The organism is Streptomyces sp. NPDC005866 (assembly GCF_040629895.1).
Taxonomy (GTDB): Bacteria; Actinomycetota; Actinomycetes; order Streptomycetales; family Streptomycetaceae; genus Streptomyces.
In genome coordinates, this window is record NZ_JBEXWP010000009.1 from 101,678 (window position 1) to 120,384 (window position 18,707).

The 18,707-nt window shown below is 71.6% G+C and carries 12 protein-coding genes and 1 pseudogene; 11 read left to right on the top strand and 2 right to left on the bottom strand.

Annotated elements, in window-relative coordinates:
* Positions 1-59: 59 nt before the first annotated feature.
* A complete protein-coding gene (locus ABZ396_RS15740; RefSeq protein WP_358920211.1) occupies positions 60-2,225 on the bottom strand; it encodes a RecQ family ATP-dependent DNA helicase in 2,166 nt (721 codons plus the stop codon).
* Between the two features lie 129 nt (positions 2,226-2,354).
* On the opposite strand from ABZ396_RS15740, the gene ABZ396_RS15745 reads away from it, so the two are divergent.
* From ABZ396_RS15745 to ABZ396_RS15775, 7 genes and pseudogenes are all read left to right on the top strand, one after another.
* On the top strand, positions 2,355-3,854 hold the full coding sequence (locus ABZ396_RS15745; protein WP_358920213.1) for a DUF4192 family protein: 1,500 nt from the start codon (positions 2,355-2,357) through the stop codon (positions 3,852-3,854).
* Positions 3,855-3,874: 20 nt separating this feature from the next.
* Positions 3,875-5,023 (top strand): annotated as a pseudogene (locus ABZ396_RS15750) (glycogen debranching protein); the annotation flags it as partial.
* A gap of 106 nt (positions 5,024-5,129) precedes the next feature.
* Entirely contained in the window at positions 5,130-5,888 is a 759-nt protein-coding gene (locus ABZ396_RS15755; protein ID WP_358920215.1) for an NUDIX hydrolase, read from the top strand.
* A gap of 79 nt (positions 5,889-5,967) precedes the next feature.
* Positions 5,968-8,724 (top strand): ATP-binding cassette domain-containing protein, encoded by a 2,757-nt coding sequence (locus ABZ396_RS15760; RefSeq protein WP_358920217.1) that lies wholly within the window; start codon positions 5,968-5,970, stop codon positions 8,722-8,724.
* Between the two features lie 162 nt (positions 8,725-8,886).
* Entirely contained in the window at positions 8,887-9,774 is an 888-nt protein-coding gene (locus tag ABZ396_RS15765; protein ID WP_358920219.1) for a FadR/GntR family transcriptional regulator, read from the top strand.
* 502 nt (positions 9,775-10,276) lie between these two features.
* Complete coding sequence (locus tag ABZ396_RS15770) at positions 10,277-11,827, top strand: RNA polymerase sigma factor (protein ID WP_358923103.1); 1,551 nt, start codon at positions 10,277-10,279, stop codon at positions 11,825-11,827.
* Between the two features lie 122 nt (positions 11,828-11,949).
* Complete coding sequence (locus tag ABZ396_RS15775) at positions 11,950-12,816, top strand: serine protease (RefSeq protein WP_358923105.1); 867 nt, start codon at positions 11,950-11,952, stop codon at positions 12,814-12,816.
* 101 nt (positions 12,817-12,917) lie between these two features.
* On the opposite strand, the gene ABZ396_RS15780 is transcribed toward ABZ396_RS15775, so the two are convergent.
* On the bottom strand, positions 12,918-13,145 hold the full coding sequence (locus ABZ396_RS15780) for a hypothetical protein (protein ID WP_358923106.1): 228 nt from the start codon (positions 13,143-13,145) through the stop codon (positions 12,918-12,920).
* A 440-nt stretch (positions 13,146-13,585) separates the two neighbouring features.
* Here ABZ396_RS15780 and ABZ396_RS15785 point away from each other — a divergent pair, with 440 nt between their 5' ends.
* The 4 genes from ABZ396_RS15785 (at position 13,586) to ABZ396_RS15800 (ending at position 18,688) form a co-directional block, all read left to right on the top strand.
* On the top strand, positions 13,586-15,709 hold the full coding sequence (locus ABZ396_RS15785; protein WP_358923108.1) for a DNA topoisomerase IV subunit B: 2,124 nt from the start codon (positions 13,586-13,588) through the stop codon (positions 15,707-15,709).
* Between the two features lie 623 nt (positions 15,710-16,332).
* Positions 16,333-16,866 carry a DUF1453 domain-containing protein gene (locus tag ABZ396_RS15790; protein WP_358923110.1) on the top strand — a complete coding sequence of 178 codons (534 nt, stop codon included), beginning with the start codon at positions 16,333-16,335 and terminating at the stop codon, positions 16,864-16,866.
* Positions 16,863-18,014: a histidine kinase gene (locus tag ABZ396_RS15795; protein ID WP_358923112.1), complete on the top strand. Its 1,152-nt coding sequence runs from the start codon at positions 16,863-16,865 to the stop codon at positions 18,012-18,014. Before ABZ396_RS15790 ends, ABZ396_RS15795 begins: the two co-directional genes overlap by 4 nt.
* Positions 18,011-18,688 carry a response regulator transcription factor gene (locus ABZ396_RS15800; RefSeq protein WP_358923114.1) on the top strand — a complete coding sequence of 226 codons (678 nt, stop codon included), beginning with the start codon at positions 18,011-18,013 and terminating at the stop codon, positions 18,686-18,688. Before ABZ396_RS15795 ends, ABZ396_RS15800 begins: the two co-directional genes overlap by 4 nt.
* The last annotated feature ends 19 nt before the right edge of the window (positions 18,689-18,707 follow it).

The following is an 18,707-nucleotide window of genomic DNA, read 5'->3' on the forward strand; positions in this document are numbered from 1 at the left end:
TCGAGTACGGCACGTGAGTACGCCGCACCGGGTGCCGTATTCAAACAGCATCGTGTCGGTCAGCCCTGCAAGGCCAGGATCAGCGGCAACACCCCGCGGGCCCCGGACCTGCGCAGCATGCGCGCCGCGACCGCCAGCGTCCATCCGGTCTCGGTGAAGTCGTCCACCAGCAGGACCGGACCCTGGGCCGCGGAGAGCGCGGTGGCGAGGGCGGGTGGCACGGTCAGCGCACCGTCGAGGGCCTTCAGGCGCTGGGCACTGTTGCTGCGCGAGACGCGTGGCGCGTCGCCCGCGTAATCCACGGAACCCAGCAGGGGCAGTCTGCCGATCTCCGCGATGTGGGCGCCCAGGGAGTGGATCAGCCGGGGCCTGGAGCGCGAGGCGACGGTGACGACACCCACCGGGCGCGGCTGCGCGTCGGCCGCGCCCGGCGCCCAGCCGCCGGGACCCTTCGCCCAGTCGGCCAGCACCTCCACCACCGCGCGGGCGACATCGTCCGGCACGGGTGCGTCCGGGGCCTGCGGCGCGAGCAGGGGACGTAGCCGATTTCCCCAGCCGATGTCGGACAACCGCCCCAGGGCCCGGCCCGCCGAGGCCTGTTCACCGGCCGGAATGCGTCCCTTGAGATCGATGCCGATGGCCGGCAGGCCGGTCGGCCACATCCGGCGGGGCTCCACCTCGACGCCCGCGCGGCCGAGGTCGACCCGTGCGGCGTCCAAGGCGGCCGAGGAGGTGTCCGCCGTGAAGCGCGGCCGCGCGCAGTTGTCGCAACGGCCGCAGGGCTTCGCGCCCTCGTCGTCGAGCTGGCGCTGCAGGAACTCCATCCGGCAGTCCGCCGTGGCCGCGTACTCGCGCATCGCCTGCTGCTCGGCCGCCCGCTGCCGCGCCACCCACTCGTACCGCTCCGCGTCGTACGACCACGGCTGGCCGGTCGCGATCCAACCGCCCTTGACCCGCTTGACCGCGCCGTCGACGTCGAGAACCTTCAGCATGCTCTCCAGCCGGGAGCGGCGCAGCTCCACCAGCGGCTCCAGCGCGGGCAGCGACATGGGGCCGCCGGCCCGGGAGAGGACGTCCAGGGTGCGGCGCACCAGGTCCTCCGACGGGAAGGCGAGCGAGGCGAAGTAGTCCCAGATCGCCTCGTCCTCCTTGCCCGGCAGCAGCAGCACCTCGGCATGCTCGACACCGCGCCCCGCGCGGCCCACCTGCTGGTAGTAGGCGATGGGGGAGGAGGGCGAGCCCAGGTGCACCACGAACCCGAGATCGGGCTTGTCGAAACCCATGCCGAGGGCCGAGGTGGCGATCAGCGCCTTGACCCGGTTGCCGATCAGATCGTCCTCGGCCTGCTGCCGGTCGGCGTTCTCCGTCTTCCCCGTGTACGACGCCACGGCGTGCCCGCGCTGCCGCAGGAAGGCGGTGACCTCCTCGGCGGCGGCCACGGTGAGCGTGTAGACGATGCCGGAACCCGGCAGCTCGTCCAGGTGATCCGCGAGCCACGCCATCCGGTGCGCGGCGTCCGGCAGCCGGAGCACACCCAGGCTCAGGCTCTCCCGGTCCAGCGCACCTCGCAGCACCAGCGCGTCCGAGCCGCCGCCGGTGCCGAGCTGCTCGGCCACATCCGCGGTCACGCGCGCGTTGGCCGTGGCGGTGGTCGCCAGCACCGGCACACCCGGCGGCAGGTCGGCGAGCATGGTGCGCAGCCGCCGGTAGTCAGGACGGAAGTCATGGCCCCAGTCGGAGATGCAGTGAGCCTCGTCCACGACGAGCAGCCCGGTCGCCGCGGCGAGCTTGGGGAGGACCTGGTCGCGGAAGTCGGGGTTGTTGAGGCGCTCCGGGGACACGAGGAGCACGTCGACCGTGCCTGCCGCGATCTCCGCCTGGATCGCCTCCCAGTCCTCGGTGTTGGAGGAGTTGATGGTGCGGGCGTGGATGCCGGCCCGGGCCGCGGCGTCCACCTGGTTGCGCATGAGCGCCAGCAGCGGGGAGACGATGACCGTCGGGCCGCTGCCCGCGGCCCGCAGCAGCGAGGTCGCCACGAAATACACCGCGGACTTGCCCCAGCCCGTGCGCTGGACGACCAGGGCCCGGCGCCGGTCGGCGACCAGCGCCTCGATCGCCCGCCACTGGTCCTCGCGCAACCGGGCCGCGCCCGTGTCGTCGCCGACGAGCCGGGCGAGGACGGCGTCCGCCCGGGCCCGGAGTTCCGCGTTGCTCGTGTGCTCCATGCGCCCCATACAACAGGACGGGACCGACAGCCGGGCGGGCTGTGGATGAGGCAGACGGCTTTGGCGTGTCCCTGATTCGACTTATCCACAGGCCAAGCGGAGTCACAAGATCCGCGAGATCGTCGGCGCATGACGAATCACAGCGAAACCACCGGACCCTCCGAAAACGGCGACATCACGGGAGGCGCGGAGCCTCTCGGCCGGTCCGCCCACGACACCCAGATCACGCTGCGCACCCCGGCCGAACTGGCTGACGCGCTGCCCTATCTGCTCGGATACCGACCCGAGGACAGCATGGTGCTGGTGGCCCTGCACGACCGGGCCGGCCGCGGCCGCTTCGGCGGACGGGCCCGGCTCGGCATCCCCGCGAACAAGGACGACTGGGAATCGGCCGCACGCCAGCTGGCCCAGGGTCTGATGACGGGCAGCGAGCGCCGCGGAGCCCGCCCCGAGCAGATGGTCGCCTACGTCTGCCAGGAACCGGCGCCCGGCGAAACCGGCCAGGACGTCATGCGCCGGCTCGCACCGCTGGCCCATCTGCTGCGCACCGAGTGCGGCCGCCTCGATGTGCCGGTGATCGAGGCGCTGTGCGTCTCGGACGGCCGCTTCTGGTCGTACTGCTGCCCGGCGGATGAGTGCTGTCCTCCCGACGGCGCCCCCATGGGCCTGCCCGGCACCTCCGTGCTCGCGGCGGCCGCCACCTACGCCGGGATGCAGGTGCGCGGCCCCCTGCGCGAGCTGCGGGCCAGGCTGCAGCCCTGGGAGACCGGCGCCGCGCCGGACCAGGAGATCGCCCTGGACCGCGCCGGCATGGCACTGGTGCCCCGCATCCTCCACGACGCCTCGCGAGCGGACGTGGCCGAGGAGACGCTCACCCTCGCCGAGCGGATCATGGGCCGGTACGCCGCCGCCACCCCGGTGTCCGGCATCCACCACGCGGATCTCCGCGACGACGCCCTGCTCGCCCACGACGAGGCCGCGGTGCTGATCCTCGGACTGCAGGACCGTACGACCCGCGACCGGGCGGCCGCCTGGATGGAGGGCGACGAGGCCGGACCCGCCCTGCGCCTGTGGCGAGCCCTCGCCCGCCGCTGCGTCGGCCCGTACGGCGAACACGCCGCCGCTCCCTTGACGCTGGCCGGCTGGGTCGCCTGGTCGACCGGCGACGACCTGGAAGCGCGGGAAGCCCTGGCGATGGCCCTGGGAGCGGACCCCGACTACATCTTCGCCCGCCTGTTGCACCAGGCCTGCAACGAGGGCCTGGACCCGGAGTCGATCCGCCGCTGCCTGCGTACGGCACGCGTGGGGCGCGAGGAGGCGGACAGCACGGCAGCGGCCGGCGACACCGCTCCGTTCGCCCCGGGCGCAGGCCACGAGCCGACCGCCGCCCCAGAAACCGGACGTCGCCACCGTCCGCGTACCGGGGACAGTTCCGACCCGCGGCGGCCAGGGCCGGAGGGCACCCGTCCGCGACAGTCGGGCGCGGGCCACACCCGCACCCGCCCCGGTTCGTCCAGGCCGGGCGACGGCACGCGCACCCGCGCGGCGGAGAAGGGCGACCGTCGAGGCGGCCGGGCCGCGCGGGAGGACACCCGCACCGGGAGGGGCCATGGCGAGGGGGACGAATGAACGAGGGTCGGTCAGGCGTGGCATGCCGGATGGCCCTGCCCCTCGGCACCCGCCTCGCCGCCGGCACCCTGCGCGCCCTGGCCCGAACCCAACTCCGCGGCCCGGGGCCGCAGGCCGGCATGATCCCCGGCCCGCGCCGCGACGCCGGAGCACACCTGCCACCGGGCTGCACGGGTACGGAGGCCACCCTGCTCTTCCCCGTCCTGCTGGCGGAGGCCCGCCGCTGGGGGCTCCCGGACCAGGAGACGCGGGAACTGCTGCCCGCGGCCGAGCAGTGCCTGACCTGGCTGCGCACCACGGTGGGCGACCACACCTACCTCTGCGACCCGCAGCCCGGCGGCCCCGCCCGCAGCGAGACCCAGGCCCATGCCCACCGGGCCGCGCTGCTCGGCGCCGACCTCCTCGACGCGTACGACCGGCCCGGCGGCGCCGGACTGCGGCAATGGGCGGGGGAGCTGAGGAAGGCGTTCCAGGCGGACTTCTGGGCCGAGGACAGAGGCGGCGGCCGTCCGGCGGCGGCCCTGACCCCGGACGGCCGCCCCCTGACCCACCTCGGCTCCACCGCCGTCCACCTGCTCGACTCCGGCCTGCTCGGCGCGGGCAGGCCGGCCGCCGGCCTGCTCGACAAGGTGCAGACCGAGCAGCTCGCCCGGCTGCTCGGCGGTCCGGCCATGGACTCGGGGTGGGGGCTGCGCGGACTCGGCGCCAAGGAAGCGGGACACAATCCCTTCGGCCACCGGGCCGGGGCCGTCCGGGTCCCGGAGACGGCACTCGCCGTCGCCGGGCTGGCCGCCGCGGGCTACGAGACGGAGGCGGGCGGGCTGCTGCGCGGCCTACTGGCGGCGGCAGAGCATTTCGGCCACCGGCTGCCCGAGATGTTCGCCGACGAGCAGCGCACCGACGGGAGCGCTCCCCTTCCGCACCCCGCGGCCTGCCGTCCGGCGGCCACGGCGGCCGCCTCCGGGGTTCTGCTCCTCACCACGCTCGCCGGCATCCGCCCCGACGCCACGGCCGGGACCGTCACCCTCCGGCCTGTCCGCAGCGCGCCCCTGGGCGAACTCGGCCTGACCGGTCTGCGGGTGGCCGGCGCACCCTTCTCGGTACGGGTCAGCCGGCTCGGCCTGGCCATGGTCGAGGAGGCCGCGGACGGTCTGCGGTTGGGGGTGTGACCGCCTGCGTGGGCCCTGCGCGACGCGACGGCCACGACAAAGATCAGCCGTCGAAGCGAGCTACGAAGGGAGTGTTTATCGTCAGGCAGACGACTATGATCACGGCATGCCCTACGACCCGTCAGCCTTTCCGCCCTTCGCCGTCACCGTGGACCTGGTCGTGCTGACCGTGCGCCGCCACGCACTGTGCGCGCTGGCGGTACGCAGAGGGGAGCAGCCGTTCCAGGGTCGCTGGGCGCTGCCGGGCGGCTTCGTACGGGCCGACGAGGATCTCTCGCAGGCGGCGGCGCGGGAACTCGCGGAGGAGACCGGGCTGCGCGCGCACGACCCCGACGCGCCGGCCCAGGACGGCGGAGCCCACCTGGAGCAACTGGCGACCTACGGTGACCCGAAGCGCGACCCCCGGATGCGCGTGGTCAGCGTGGCCCACCTGGCCCTCGCTCCCGACCTCCCCGCACCGCGCGCGGGCGGCGACGCCAGCAACGCGCGGTGGGCACCGGTAGAGGAACTGCTCGCGCAGGGCGGATACGGCCGGGACGGCGAGGCCGTCGCGCCGCTCGCCTTCGACCATGCCCAGATTCTGTCCGACGGGGTGGAGCGCGCCCGCTCCAAGATCGAATACTCGTCCCTCGCCACCGCGTTCTGCACGCCCGAGTTCACGGTCGGTGAGCTGCGCCGGGTCTACGAGGCGGTGTGGGGCGTGGCGCTCGACCCGCGCAACTTCCATCGCAAGGTGACCGGAACCCCAGGCTTCCTCGTCCCCACCGGCGGCACGACCACCCGTCAAGGCGGCCGTCCGGCCCAGCTCTTCCGCGCCGGTGGCGCGACTCTGCTCAACCCGCCGATGCTGCGACCGGAGGTGTGACCGTCCGACAGCGCGAACCTGGAGAGGTTAAACCCTCCTATACCCGGAAAAACGGTCATTCCGCGCTATCTTCCCTAAGGTGATCGAGGCCTTCGGACTGACCAGCAACCCCCGCAAGGCGCACCCGCCCGCCGTGGACGACGTGACCTTCGAAGCGCACGCGGGCCGCGTCACCGCACTCCTGGGCGTGACGGGCGCGGGCAAGACCACGACGCTCAGACTGATGCTCGAACTTCAACAGGGCCGTGGACTCACCTACTTCAGGGGCCGCCCCCTGCATCGCATCGCCCACCCCTCGCGTGAGGTCGGCGTGCTCCTCGGTGACGTCCCCGGTCACCCGTCCCGCTCCGTCCGCGGCCATCTGCGCATGCTGTGCGCGGCGACCGGGGTCCCGGTCCGGCGTGCCGACGAAGTGCTCGAAGCGGTCGGGCTCGTCAGCCTGCGCGAGGAGCGCCTGGGCACGCTGTCACGCGGCATGGACCGTCGGCTGGGCCTGGCCTGCGCCCTGCTCCCCGACCCGCACACCCTCGTCCTGGACGAACCCGCGCACGGTCTCTCCACCCGTGAGGGCCACTGGCTGCACCGCATGCTCCGGGCGCACGCCGCGCAGGGTGGCACGGTCCTGTTCACCACCTCCGACCCCAAGGAGGCCGCCCGCGCCGCCGACCGTGTGGTCACCCTGGGGGCCGGCAGGCTCGTCGCGGACCAGGAGGCCGCCGACTTCGCCCGCACCCGGCTGCGCCCACGTGTGGCCGTCCGCAGCCCCCACGCCGCCCGGCTCGCCGCCCTCCTCACCAAGGAGGCCCGCACGGCCCACCGCTCCGTGGAGGTCGTGACAGAAGACGGCAACCGCCTGTCGGTGTACGGCAGCACGACGGCCGAGGTCGGCGAGACCGCGTTCCGCCACGGCATCCTCGTCCACCAACTCGCGGATGAGGTGGGCGACATGGGAGCGGGGGCCGGAGCGGAGCCGCCGACGGACGCCGTATCGGAGGAGGCAGTACGACGGCAGCGCGGCGCGAGCGTGCCGGCCGTGGCGGACGCGGCTCGGACGGCGGACGAAAGCCGGAGGGCCGACGAGGCGCCGACCACTGAGCGCTGGGACACGCCCGGCGCCGACCGGCGCCAGGACGCGGGAGTTTCTGCGGTCACCCCACAGCCACGGGCGTCGGCCTCGCCGAGGTCCGTGAGTCAGTCATGCACCGCCGGCAGGGAGTCAGGCCCGGGTCGGCCGTCGAACACGGCGGAGCCGTCCGCCACGGCCGAACAGCAGCCGACCGCGTCCACCGAGGCGCGCGCCGAAGGTCCGGCGGCCGCACCCAGGTCTCCCCACGCGGAACCTCACGGCCGCGCCCTCGCCACCGAGGCCCCGACCGTCGCGATCTCGGCCCGGTCGCCAGGCGCTTCCACGACTGCCCGGCCGTCGGCCACCACCGCGTCCTCACAGCGTCCGGCCCCGGCCACCTCACCCGCCCCGCCGCCCCACGCCACCTCCCCGGACCGGGTGTCCGCCACCGTCCCCGCCCAGCCCCCGTCCACCGCCCATTCCGCTCACCACTCGACCGCCGCCGCCTCCGCTCGCCCGTCGGCGGCCACCGCGTCCGCCCGGCCACCGGCCGGCGCCGCCTCGGCTCACTCCTCGACCGCCGCCACTCACCCCTCGGCCACCGCCTCTGCCCAGGCGCCGGCCGCAGCGGCCTCGGCTCACCCATCGGCCGCTGCCGTGTCCGACCAACCGCAGGCCCGCGCCGTATCCCCCCAGTCATCGCCCCGCCCCGTACCAGGCGAGCCCTCCTCCGCTCCCGCTGCCGCTCCGGAGGCACCGACCCCCGCCGTACCCGACGAAGCCCCGACCACCCAGCTCACTGCCAAGCAGCCGCAGCCACAGCCCGGTGAAGCCCCCACCGCCCAGCTCCCTGCCAAGCCGCAGCGGAAGCCGCAGCCCGGCGAGCCCCTGGCAGTCGGCGGAGACTCCGCCCCCGTCCCGGCCGGGTCCGCGCGGCGGGCCGAAGTCGCCGCTCTGGATGACCCGTCCCCGCTCCCACCTGCCATCTCCGTCCGCCCCGCCCCCAGCCCCCTCCGTCCCCTGCGCTACGAGCTCCGCCGGGCCGCCGGGATCCGTACCGGCTTTGTCACCTGCGCTGCCGTCCTGGCGGTTTCCGCCCTCACCGCCCTCCTGCTCGCCCGGCTCGGGCACACCCCGCAGGCCAGGCTGTTCGCCGCCTGGCCGCGGGAGCTGCCGCTGCCTCCCGCGGCGCTCGGCGCGGGGCTGCTCGGCGCGCTGGCCTTCGGAGAGGAGTTCCGCCACCCCGCGCTGGCGGCGGACCGCGGCACCGTGCCCCGCCGGCTGGGGCTGCTCACCGCGAAGCTGGTGGTCTCGGGAGCCACCGCGGTGCTGCTCTCGTTCCTCACCCTGGGCTGCGACGCCGAAGTGCTTTATCTCGTCTACGGTCGGGAGCTCGCGCAGGTTCCCGCCGACTGGCTTTCGCTCACCGCAAGTTGGTTCGCATTGGTCGTCGGCTGTGCCTGGGCCGGGGTGCTGGCGGCGGGCGTCTTCCGGTCCACCACGGCCGGTCTCGCCGCGGTGCTCGCCGTACCCGTACTCGTCGTGCCCGTCGTACACAAGGCGCTTCAGGGGCCGGGTGCGCGGATGGCAGCCGGACTCCCGATGCGGATGCGGGAGATGTTCCTGCTGCAGTGGCCCTTCGGGGGAGAGCGCTATCTGGTCGCCGCGGTCCGGGTGCTCGCCCAACCCGTGGGCGGGGCACTGGTGTTGTCGCTGACCGCGCTGCTCTGCGCGTATCTGTTCACGACCCTGCGGGGCAGGCTTCGATGACCACGGACCGGGCGCTTCCGATCCCCCTGTGTACACAACTCCCTGCAGAAAGGCCATTTCTTTCCGATAAGGCGTCAATTGCGACGGGGTGAGCGATCACCCTTTCGTGTGCTTTTCACCAAAGACCTCAAGGGAGTTGGAGGCAGCGCCGACAAAGGATCCGTGAGTACCCTTGCGCACACCATGATGACCGCCGCCCGCTCCGCAGACTCTGGTCTGGTCGGCCCGGGCGGACTCGACCGCTACCCGTACGCGGATGCGCCCGCCACCGATCGTGTCGGGGCGCCCTCCTGGGAGGGCCCGGACCCGGAGCTGGGCCGTGTGCACCGACGTGCCGCGGGCAGCCGCGGCCGCGGTCTGCACGGTCAACTCGTCCAACAGCTGGGTCAGATGATCGTCTCCGGCGACCTGGGCGCCGACCGCCCGCTGGTGCCCGAGGAGATCGGCCAGCGTTTCGAGGTCTCCCGCACCGTCGTCCGCGAGTCCCTCCGGGTCCTGGAGGCCAAGGGCCTGGTCAGCGCCCGCCCGAACGTCGGCACGCGCGTACGTCCCGTCAGTGACTGGAACCTCCTAGACCCCGACATCATCGAGTGGCGGGCCTTCGGGCCGCAGCGCGACGACCAGCGCCGCGAGCTCAGCGAGCTGCGCTGGACGATCGAGCCACTCGCCGCCCGGCTCGCCGCCGGACACGGGCGCGAGGACGTCCAGCAGCGTCTGTGCGACATGGTCGAGATCATGAGCCACGCGATGGCTCAGGGGGACGCGCTGACGTTCTCGCGCGCGGACGCCGAGTTCCACTCGATGCTCATCCAGCTCGCGGGCAACCGCATGCTGGAGCACCTCTCCGGCATCGTGTCGGCGGCTCTCCAGGTCTCCGGCGGCCCGTTCACCGGCTGTGAGCGGCCGAACGAGACGTCCCTGTCCCAGCACGCCCGGATCGTCGACGCACTCGGCACCGGCGACGGCACGGCGGCCGAGTCGGCCATGCGGCAATTGCTCACCGTCCACCCCGAGGTCGAGCGCGTGGTTCCCGCCCCGCGTGAGCACTGACCCGCGTCGAGAGCGGTGCGCTCGGTCGGCTCCGCGCTCTCGGGGCGCCGGCCCCTGCTTCCGCCGGACCCCGCCGGATCCCTCAGGGCTCCGGCGGGGTCCGGCGGCGGGGTGGGCGCGCAGCGGTCGTAGGACAGGCGGTCGTATGACAGACACCGCAACGGTCGTGCGGTGTATGGCAGGCTCCGCTGTGGTCGTACGGCGAACCCGCTGCCGTCCGAAGGGCCTGGAGAGATCGTCCCGACAACCTCTGTCCATGTCTGACCGTTTTTGAGCGCTTACGGGGTGTGACTCGGGCCACGCAGATTGGGCGTAACGCTCTTGCGAACAGCGCGATGACCTAAGAGGTGACTGCCGCGGAGGGAATACGGACGCCATTTATGGCGCTGTGCAACCTCCCGGCCCCCGCCCGCGCCGTCGGCCCATCCCCAAGCCGGCGGTCGGCTCCAGTCCGTCCCGGACGGGGCCGGAAGCCGTTTTTCAACGTTCCGAGAGGTTGTTCGTGTCGGCCAGCACATCCCGTACGCTCCCGCCGGAGATCGCCGAGTCCGTCTCTGTCATGGCTCTCATTGAGCGGGGAAAGGCTGAGGGGCAGATCGCCGGCGACGATGTGCGTCGGGCCTTCGAAGCTGACCAGATTCCGGCCACTCAGTGGAAGAACGTACTGCGCAGCCTCAACCAGATCCTTGAGGAAGAGGGTGTGACGCTGATGGTCAGTGCCGCGGAGCCCAAGCGCACCCGAAAGAGCGTCGCAGCGAAGAGTCCGGCCAAGCGCACCGCCACCAAGACGGTCGCGGCGAAGACGGTGACCGCCAGGAAGGCCACCGCTACGGCCGCCCCTGCCGGGCCCGCCGCCGTGGCCGACGATCCGGCAGAGGAGGCGGCGCCCATGAAGAAGGCCGCTGCCAAGAAGGCCCCCGCCGCCAAGAAGGCGCCCGCGAAGAAGACCGCGACCGCCGCGAAGAAGACGGTGGCGGCGAAGAAGACCACCGCTAAGAAGGACGACGCCGAGGTTCTTGAGGAAGAGGTCCTCGAGGAGGCCAAGGCGGGCACCGAGGAGCCCGAGGGCGCCGAGAGCGCGGGCTTCGTCCTGTCCGACGAGGACGAGGACGACGCGCCGGCGCAGCAGGTCGCCGCGGCCGGTGCCACCGCCGACCCGGTCAAGGACTACCTCAAGCAGATCGGCAAGGTCCCGCTGCTCAACGCCGAGCAGGAGGTCGAACTCGCCAAGCGCATCGAGGCCGGTCTCTTCGCCGAGGACAAGCTGGCCAACGCAGACAAGCTGGCGCCGAAGCTCAAGCGCGAGCTGGAGATCATCGCCGAGGACGGCCGCCGCGCCAAGAACCACCTCCTGGAGGCCAACCTCCGACTGGTGGTCTCCCTGGCCAAGCGCTACACCGGCCGCGGCATGCTCTTCCTGGACCTCATCCAGGAGGGCAACCTCGGTCTGATCCGCGCGGTCGAGAAGTTCGACTACACCAAGGGCTACAAGTTCTCCACGTACGCCACCTGGTGGATCCGTCAGGCGATCACCCGCGCCATGGCCGACCAGGCCCGCACCATCCGAATCCCGGTGCACATGGTCGAGGTCATCAACAAGCTCGCGCGCGTGCAGCGCCAGATGCTCCAGGACCTGGGCCGCGAGCCCACCCCGGAGGAGCTGGCCAAGGAACTCGACATGACCCCCGAGAAGGTCATCGAGGTCCAGAAGTACGGCCGCGAGCCCATCTCCCTGCACACTCCGCTGGGTGAGGACGGAGACAGCGAGTTCGGTGACCTCATCGAGGACTCCGAGGCCGTCGTCCCCGCGGATGCCGTCAGCTTCACCCTCCTCCAGGAGCAGCTGCACTCGGTGCTGGACACCCTGTCCGAGCGCGAGGCCGGTGTCGTCTCCATGCGGTTCGGTCTCACCGACGGTCAGCCGAAGACCCTCGACGAGATCGGCAAGGTCTACGGCGTCACGCGTGAGCGCATCCGCCAGATCGAGTCCAAGACCATGTCGAAGCTGCGCCATCCGTCGCGTTCCCAGGTGCTGCGCGACTACCTCGACTAGGTCGCGGTCGTACGACCTCGAAGGCCCGGTCTCCCCGCGGGGAGACCGGGCCTTCGGGCTGCGGGTCGCGATGCACTGGATGACTCTGGGTTTCCCGGTACCACCCAGAGTGAGGAGTGTGCATGCGCCGTCCCTTTGCCCCGGTCCTGACCCGACCGCTGATCCTGGCGGCCGTCGCCGCCGTAATACCGCTGGCCGGCCCGCCGCCGGCTGCCGCCGACAGCGTTGTCGTCGGCGGGTTTCCCGTCGACGTCTCCCAGACTCCCTGGACGGTCGCGCTGTCCAGCCGTGACCGGTTCGGGGGTACGCGGGCCGGTCAGTTCTGCGGCGGGGTGGCGATCGGCCGGACCACGGTGCTGACCGCCGCCCACTGCCTGGCCGACGAGGTGATCGGAGGGCCCTCCGACCGGGTACGCGACCTCAAGGTCATCGCGGGCCGCACGGATCTGCTCTCGGCGCAGGGCCAGGAGATCCCGGTGACCGTCGCCCGGGTCAATCCTCGCTACGACCCCGACGCGAACACCGGCGACTTCGCCATCCTCACCCTCGCCCAGCCACTGCCGGGCGACGCGGTCGTCAAGCTGGCCGCAAAGGGCGACGCCGCCTACCGGCCCGGCACCGCTGCCCTGGTCACCGGATGGGGCGACATCACGGGCGGTGGCGACTACGCGCGCCGGCTGTACGCGGCGCAGGTCCATGTGCTGCCCGACGAGACGTGTGAGCGGGCCTATCCCGGCGGCCCCGACGGCACCTACCGGGCGGATTCGATGGTGTGCGCCGGAGAGGCCCCGGGCGGCCGTGACGCCTGCCAGGGCGACAGTGGGGGACCGCTGGTCGCCAAGGGCCGGCTGATCGGTCTCGTGTCGTGGGGGAGCGGCTGCGGTCGGCCGGGGAGTCCCGGCGTCTACACGCGCGTCTCCGAGGTCGTGGGTGCACTAGGGCCGGGCGGTGCCCTCAGCGGCTCACGACGGCCTCACAGGCCCTCCTGAGCGCCGTTGCGGGCGCATGACGACGGGCGGTCGCTCCACCGAGGGAGCGACCGCCCGTTCACCGGTCTGGGCCGGAGCTGGCTCGTCGTGTGTGCGAGAGGTCAGCGCTCATCTTCGGCGGTGTCCGGAACGGACGTCAGGCGCTCCGTCTCGTCCTGTATCTCAGCGGCGATCTTCTTGAGTTCCGGCTCGAACTTGCGACCGTGGTGGGCGCAGAAGAGCAGTTCTCCGCCGCTGAGCAGCACGACGCGCAGGTATGCCTGGGCGCCGCAGCGGTCGCAGCGATCGGCGGCCGTCAGGTGGCTCGCGGGGGTCAGAACAGTAGTCACGTCGCCTCTTCTCTAGCTCGACGAGCTGTCGTACCAGGGTCAACATCCAACCAGCCCGAAAACGTTCCCGCTCGGGGCTTCTCCTCGAAAAAAATCTTTCGAGGTGGCCGTCTGCTGCCGGTTGGCGGCGAATGTGCCGTAGTGCGCCGTTTGAGTGCTTACGGGTTCGCGCGATTCATCGGTCTCATCCTCCCGGCCGGGTTGCCGGTTGTTTGTGAGGACGTGCCCGGAGCCTAAATGGTTCATGCCTCGAAGGGAACGTGATATGTACTTCACTCCATCGAGGGATCGAACACGTATGCGACCTTGGACTAGTGTGAGTTCAGGACGAGGGTGGCGTTACAACGGCTCTACCAGGCCTCGGTACCCTCTGAACGGCGACCGAAGCCGGCCCCTTACCCAAAAGGGGCACCACTGAAATTCAGCGAGGAGCGAACCGCGTGACCGCCGATACGTCCGTGCCGTCCACAGCGCTGCTGGCAGGAGCAGACCGGGACGGCTCCAACTACACCGCGCGGCACCTGCTCGTCCTCGAGGGCCTCGAAGCAGTGCGCAAGCGTCCCGGCATGTACATCGGCTCGACCGACAGTCGCGGTCTGATGCACTGCCTGTGGGAAATCATCGACAACGCCGTGGACGAGGCCCTCGGCGGCTACGGCGACCACATCGAGGTCATCCTCCACGACGACGGTTCCGTCGAGGTCCGGGACAACGGCCGCGGCATCCCCGTGGACGTCGAGCCCAAGACCGGGCTGTCCGGCGTCGAGGTCGTCATGACCAAGCTGCACGCCGGCGGCAAGTTCGGTGGCGGCTCCTATGCGGCCTCCGGCGGTCTGCACGGCGTCGGCGCCTCCGTGGTCAACGCGCTCTCCGCGCGGCTCGACGTCGAGGTGGACCGCGGTGGCCATGTGCACGCGATCAGCTTCCGCCGTGGTGTCCCGGGCGCCTTCGCCGGCGACGGCCCGGACGCGAAGTTCGAAGCCAAGAGCGGACTGCGCAAGACCAAGAAGATCCCCAAGACCCGCAGCGGGACGCGTGTGCGTTACTGGGCCGACCGCCAGATCTTCCTCAAGGACGCCAGGCTCACTCTGGAGACCCTCCACCAGCGCGCCCGCCAGACCGCGTTCCTGGTGCCCGGCCTGACGATCGTCGTCCGCGACGAGTACGGCCTCGGCGCGGACGGCAGCAAGGGCGAGGAGTCGTTCCGCTTCGACGGCGGCATCAGCGAGTTCTGCGAGTACCTGGCTACCGACAAGCCGGTCTGCGACGTCCTCCGCTTCTCCGGGCAGGGCACCTTCAAGGAGACCGTCCCGGTCCTGGACGACCACGGGCAGATGACCCCCACCGAGGTCACCCGCGAGCTCGGCGTCGACGTGGCGCTGCGCTGGGGCACCGGTTACGACACGACCCTGAGGTCGTTTGTCAACATCATCGCCACGCCCAAGGGCGGCACCCACATGGCCGGCTTCGAGCAGGCCGTCCGAGAGACCCTCAACGAGGTGCTGCGTGGCAAGAAGCTGCTGCGCGTCGCCGAGGACGACATCGTCAAGGACGACGCCCTGGAGGGCCTCACCGCCGTCGTCACCGTCCGCCTTGCCGAGCCGCAGTTCGAGGGCCAGACCAAGGAGGTCCTCGGCACCTCGGCGGCCCGCCGGATCGTGAACAACGTGGTGACCAAGGAACTGAAGGCGTTCCTCACCTCCACCAAGCGTGACACGGCCGCCCAGGCCCGGGTGGTCCTGGAGAAGGTGGTCGCCGCCGCGCGGACCCGCATCGCCGCCCGCCAGCACAAGGACGCGCAGCGCCGGAAGACGGCCCTGGAGTCCTCGTCCCTGCCGGCCAAGCTCGCCGACTGCCGCAGCGACGACGTCGAGCGCAGCGAGCTCTTCATCGTCGAGGGGGACTCCGCGCTCGGCACGGCGAAGCTGGCCCGGAACTCCGAATTCCAGGCTCTGCTGCCGATCCGGGGCAAGATCCTCAACGTGCAGCGGTCCTCGGTGACGGACATGCTCAAGAACGCCGAGTGCGGCGCGATCATCCAGGTCATAGGGGCTGGCTCCGGCCGCACCTTCGACATCGACGCGGCCCGCTACGGCAAGATCATCATGATGACCGACGCCGATGTCGACGGCTCCCACATCCGCTGCCTGCTGCTGACGCTGTTCCAGCGCTACATGCGGCCCATGGTCGAGGCCGGCCGGGTCTTCGCGGCGGTCCCGCCGCTGCACCGCGTCGAGATCGTCCAGCCGAAGAAGGGCCAGGACAAGTACGTCTACACGTACTCGGACCGTGAGCTGCGCGACAAGCTCATGGAGTTCCAGAGCAAGGGCATCCGGTACAAGGACTCCATCCAGCGCTACAAGGGTCTCGGCGAGATGGACGCCGACCAGCTGGCCGAGACGACCATGGACCCGCGCCACCGCACCCTGCGCCGGATCAACGTCTCCGACCTCGAAGCGGCCGAACAGGTATTCGATCTACTGATGGGTAACGACGTGGCCCCCCGGAAGGAGTTCATCTCCGGCTCGGCGGCGACGCTGGACCGGTCGCGGATCGACGCCTAGCCGCTTCGCTGGGCTTTGGCCGAAGTGGAGGTGGGCTGGGCGGGGCATCTGGGTGGGCGGCGGGTTGGGCTGGGCAGGGCGGGCTGGGCGGGGCGGTAGGTCGCTCGGGGGTGAGGCTGGCGGCGGTGAGTATGCGCGCTGACCGCGTCTCAAGAGGCGCTCGCCCGTCTGCCTCGCCTGTCTCCCAGTGACTGGCCCACCGTGTCCCGGTGACCGGCCGACAGGGCCGCACGGAGCCTTAGCCCTTGGGCAAGGATGCCTGTCGGCCTGTCTCGGGGAGATATCCGCCGACCGCCCCACGAGTCACCAACTGGCTGCCGCAAGAGACACCGGGCGGCCGGTTGGCCTCAGGCGGTGCCTGCCGTCTGCCGGTCACCGGCCGTCGCCTGCCTCGCGTCGCCCGCCGGTTGTCGCCTGCCGCCTGTCACCCGCAGTCCGCCACACGGCGGCCGTTCGCGCAGACCTGCGCGTGGTTCTCCACCCGGGGGTGGAGAGATCCCGCTCGTTGGATTCCACCCGTGATCCACCCACGCTCCGATCTGCTGACCTGCGCGTTTCCGTAGCGTCGAAGGCGTCGGCAGTTCCCGCTCCCGACACCGCCCTTCCCGCTCACGGAGGCTCTGATGTCCGGGCTCGTCAACGCGTTGCTGATCGTGGCAGTTGTCGTCGTGGTGATCGTGCGCCAGTTCCGCGCACGCCCGATCGACACGGGTCGGCGCTGGTGGCTCCTGCCCGTGGTCCTCGCGGTCGTCGCGCTACGCGAACCAGGCATACTCGACGCCCATCACCACACCGAATCCGCCCTGCTGCTCGCCACCGAGGTGCTGGTGGGACTGGGGATGGGTGCCGGCTGGGCCTGGACCAGCCGGGTGTGGACGGAGCCCGACGGGGTCGTATGGACCAAGAGCACCAAGGCGAGCGTGGCCGTCTGGTTCGTCGGGATAGCCGTGCGCCTCGGTCTTTTCGGCCTCGGAGCCCTCGTCGGCGTCCATCAGGACAGCTCGGCCCTCATGCTCGGACTGGCGGTCACCCTGCTGGTGCGCGCCGGCATCCTCGTCCGGCGTGTGCAGTCCCTCCCCTCCGCTCCGTCCGTCAGCGGCCCCGCCCGGGCGTACGGTGACGACACGGCCCGGGTCACCAGGAAGGAAGGCGTGTGACGGAGAACCTCTGGACGCGCTGGCCCTCGCGTGAGGCGCTGAGCCGCGAGGGGATCTCCCAGCCCCGGCGCATGCTCGCCTGGGCCGTGCGACTGGTGGTCGTGGGCCTGCTGCTGTGGAGCGCCTTCAACCAGTCGCACGTCCACGGCTGGGGCGTGGCCGCCGCCGTGGCGGGTGTCGTCGTGACCGCAGTGACCTCTTGGGCGTTCTTCCGGACCACCTACGCCCACCGGCTCGTGCCCTCCCTGGTCCTCGTCGGTGTCCTCCTGGCCCTCGCGGTCGCGGCGGAGGCCACCGGGTTCCGTGGACCGGCCCTCGTGATCTGGTGCGGCTGCGGCATCTCCGCCCTGGAGAGGTTGCCGATCGCCATCGCGGTGCCCGTCACGTCCGTCGCCCTGGCCTCGTATTCCGCGTTCACCAACGACGTGTGGCTGACCACCGCTGCCACCGTCGCCGGAATGGCTCTCGCCGGCTACGTCATGAGACTTGATGCCGAGGCCCGGGGCCACGCGCAGCGGCTGCTGGCCCAGGAGCGCGCGGCGAGAGCGGCGGAGGCGGAGTCGGCGGCGCTCGCGGAGCGGGCCAGGATCGCGCGGGAGATCCACGATGTGCTGGCCCACAGCCTCTCGGCCCAGATGGTGCACCTGGAGGCGGCGCGGCTGCTGATCGAGCGTGGAGCCGACCGGGAGCAGATTCTCGAACGGGTCGTGGCCGCCCGGGGAATGGCCCGGGACGGACTCGCCGAGACCCGCCAGGCACTGTCCGCCCTGCGTGGCGAGCTGACCCCGCTGGAGGAGTTCCTTACGGAGATCGTCGATTCGACCGACGGCGCCGAGGTGACTGTTACAGGTGAACGCAGGGCCCTGCCCGCAGAGGCGTCGCAGACCGTACGACGGGTCGCCCAGGAGGCGTTGACCAACGTCCGCAAGCACGCCTACGGCGCCAAGGTGCGCGTGCGGCTGGACTACCAAGAGCACGAAGTGACGCTGAACGTAAGGGATTCGGGCGGTCGTCCCGGCGAGCTCACCGGCGCCGGCAGCGGGTACGGTCTGCTGGGTATGCGGGAGCGGGCCGAGTTGCTGGGCGGGTCGCTGGAGGCAGAGCGTGACGACGAGGGCTTCGAGGTGACGTTGAGGGTGCCCGTATGACGGACGGGGAGAAGAAGCCCGCGCGGGTGGTGGTCGCCGACGACCAGACAGTGGTCAGGGAAGGCATCGTGATGCTCCTCGGCCTGCTGCCGGGCGTGGAGGTTGTGGGAGCGGCGGGCGACGGGGAGGAGGCGGTGCGGCTGGTCGCCGAACTCGACCCGGACGTGGTGCTGATGGACCTGAGGATGCCGCGTTGCGACGGGGTTGAGGCGACCCGGCGGATCAGGTCGGAGTACCCCGGGACGCAGGTCGTGGTGCTCACCACGTTCGCGGACGACGAGTCGCTGTTCCCGGCGCTGAGAGCCGGCGCCCGTGGCTACCTCACCAAGGACGCGGGCGGCGACGAGATCGTACGGGCCGTGCAGAGCGTGCTCTCGGGAGACGCGGGACTGTCGCCGAGCATCCAACGGCGGCTGCTGGAACGGCTGTCGCAGCCCGAGCCGCCGCCCATGGCCGCCGAGGCGCCCGACGGGCTGACCGCGCGGGAGACCGAGGTCCTGGTGCTGATCGCCGAGGGGCTCACCAACCAGGAGATCGCCCGCAAGTTGCACGTTTCCACCGCGACGGTGAAGACACACATCAACAACCTGTTCGCCAAGACCGGCCTCAAGGACCGGGCCCAGGCGGTGCGTTACGCCTACGGGAAGGGTTTGGTGCGGCCACCAGCGGATTGAGTCACCTGATGGGGTGAAG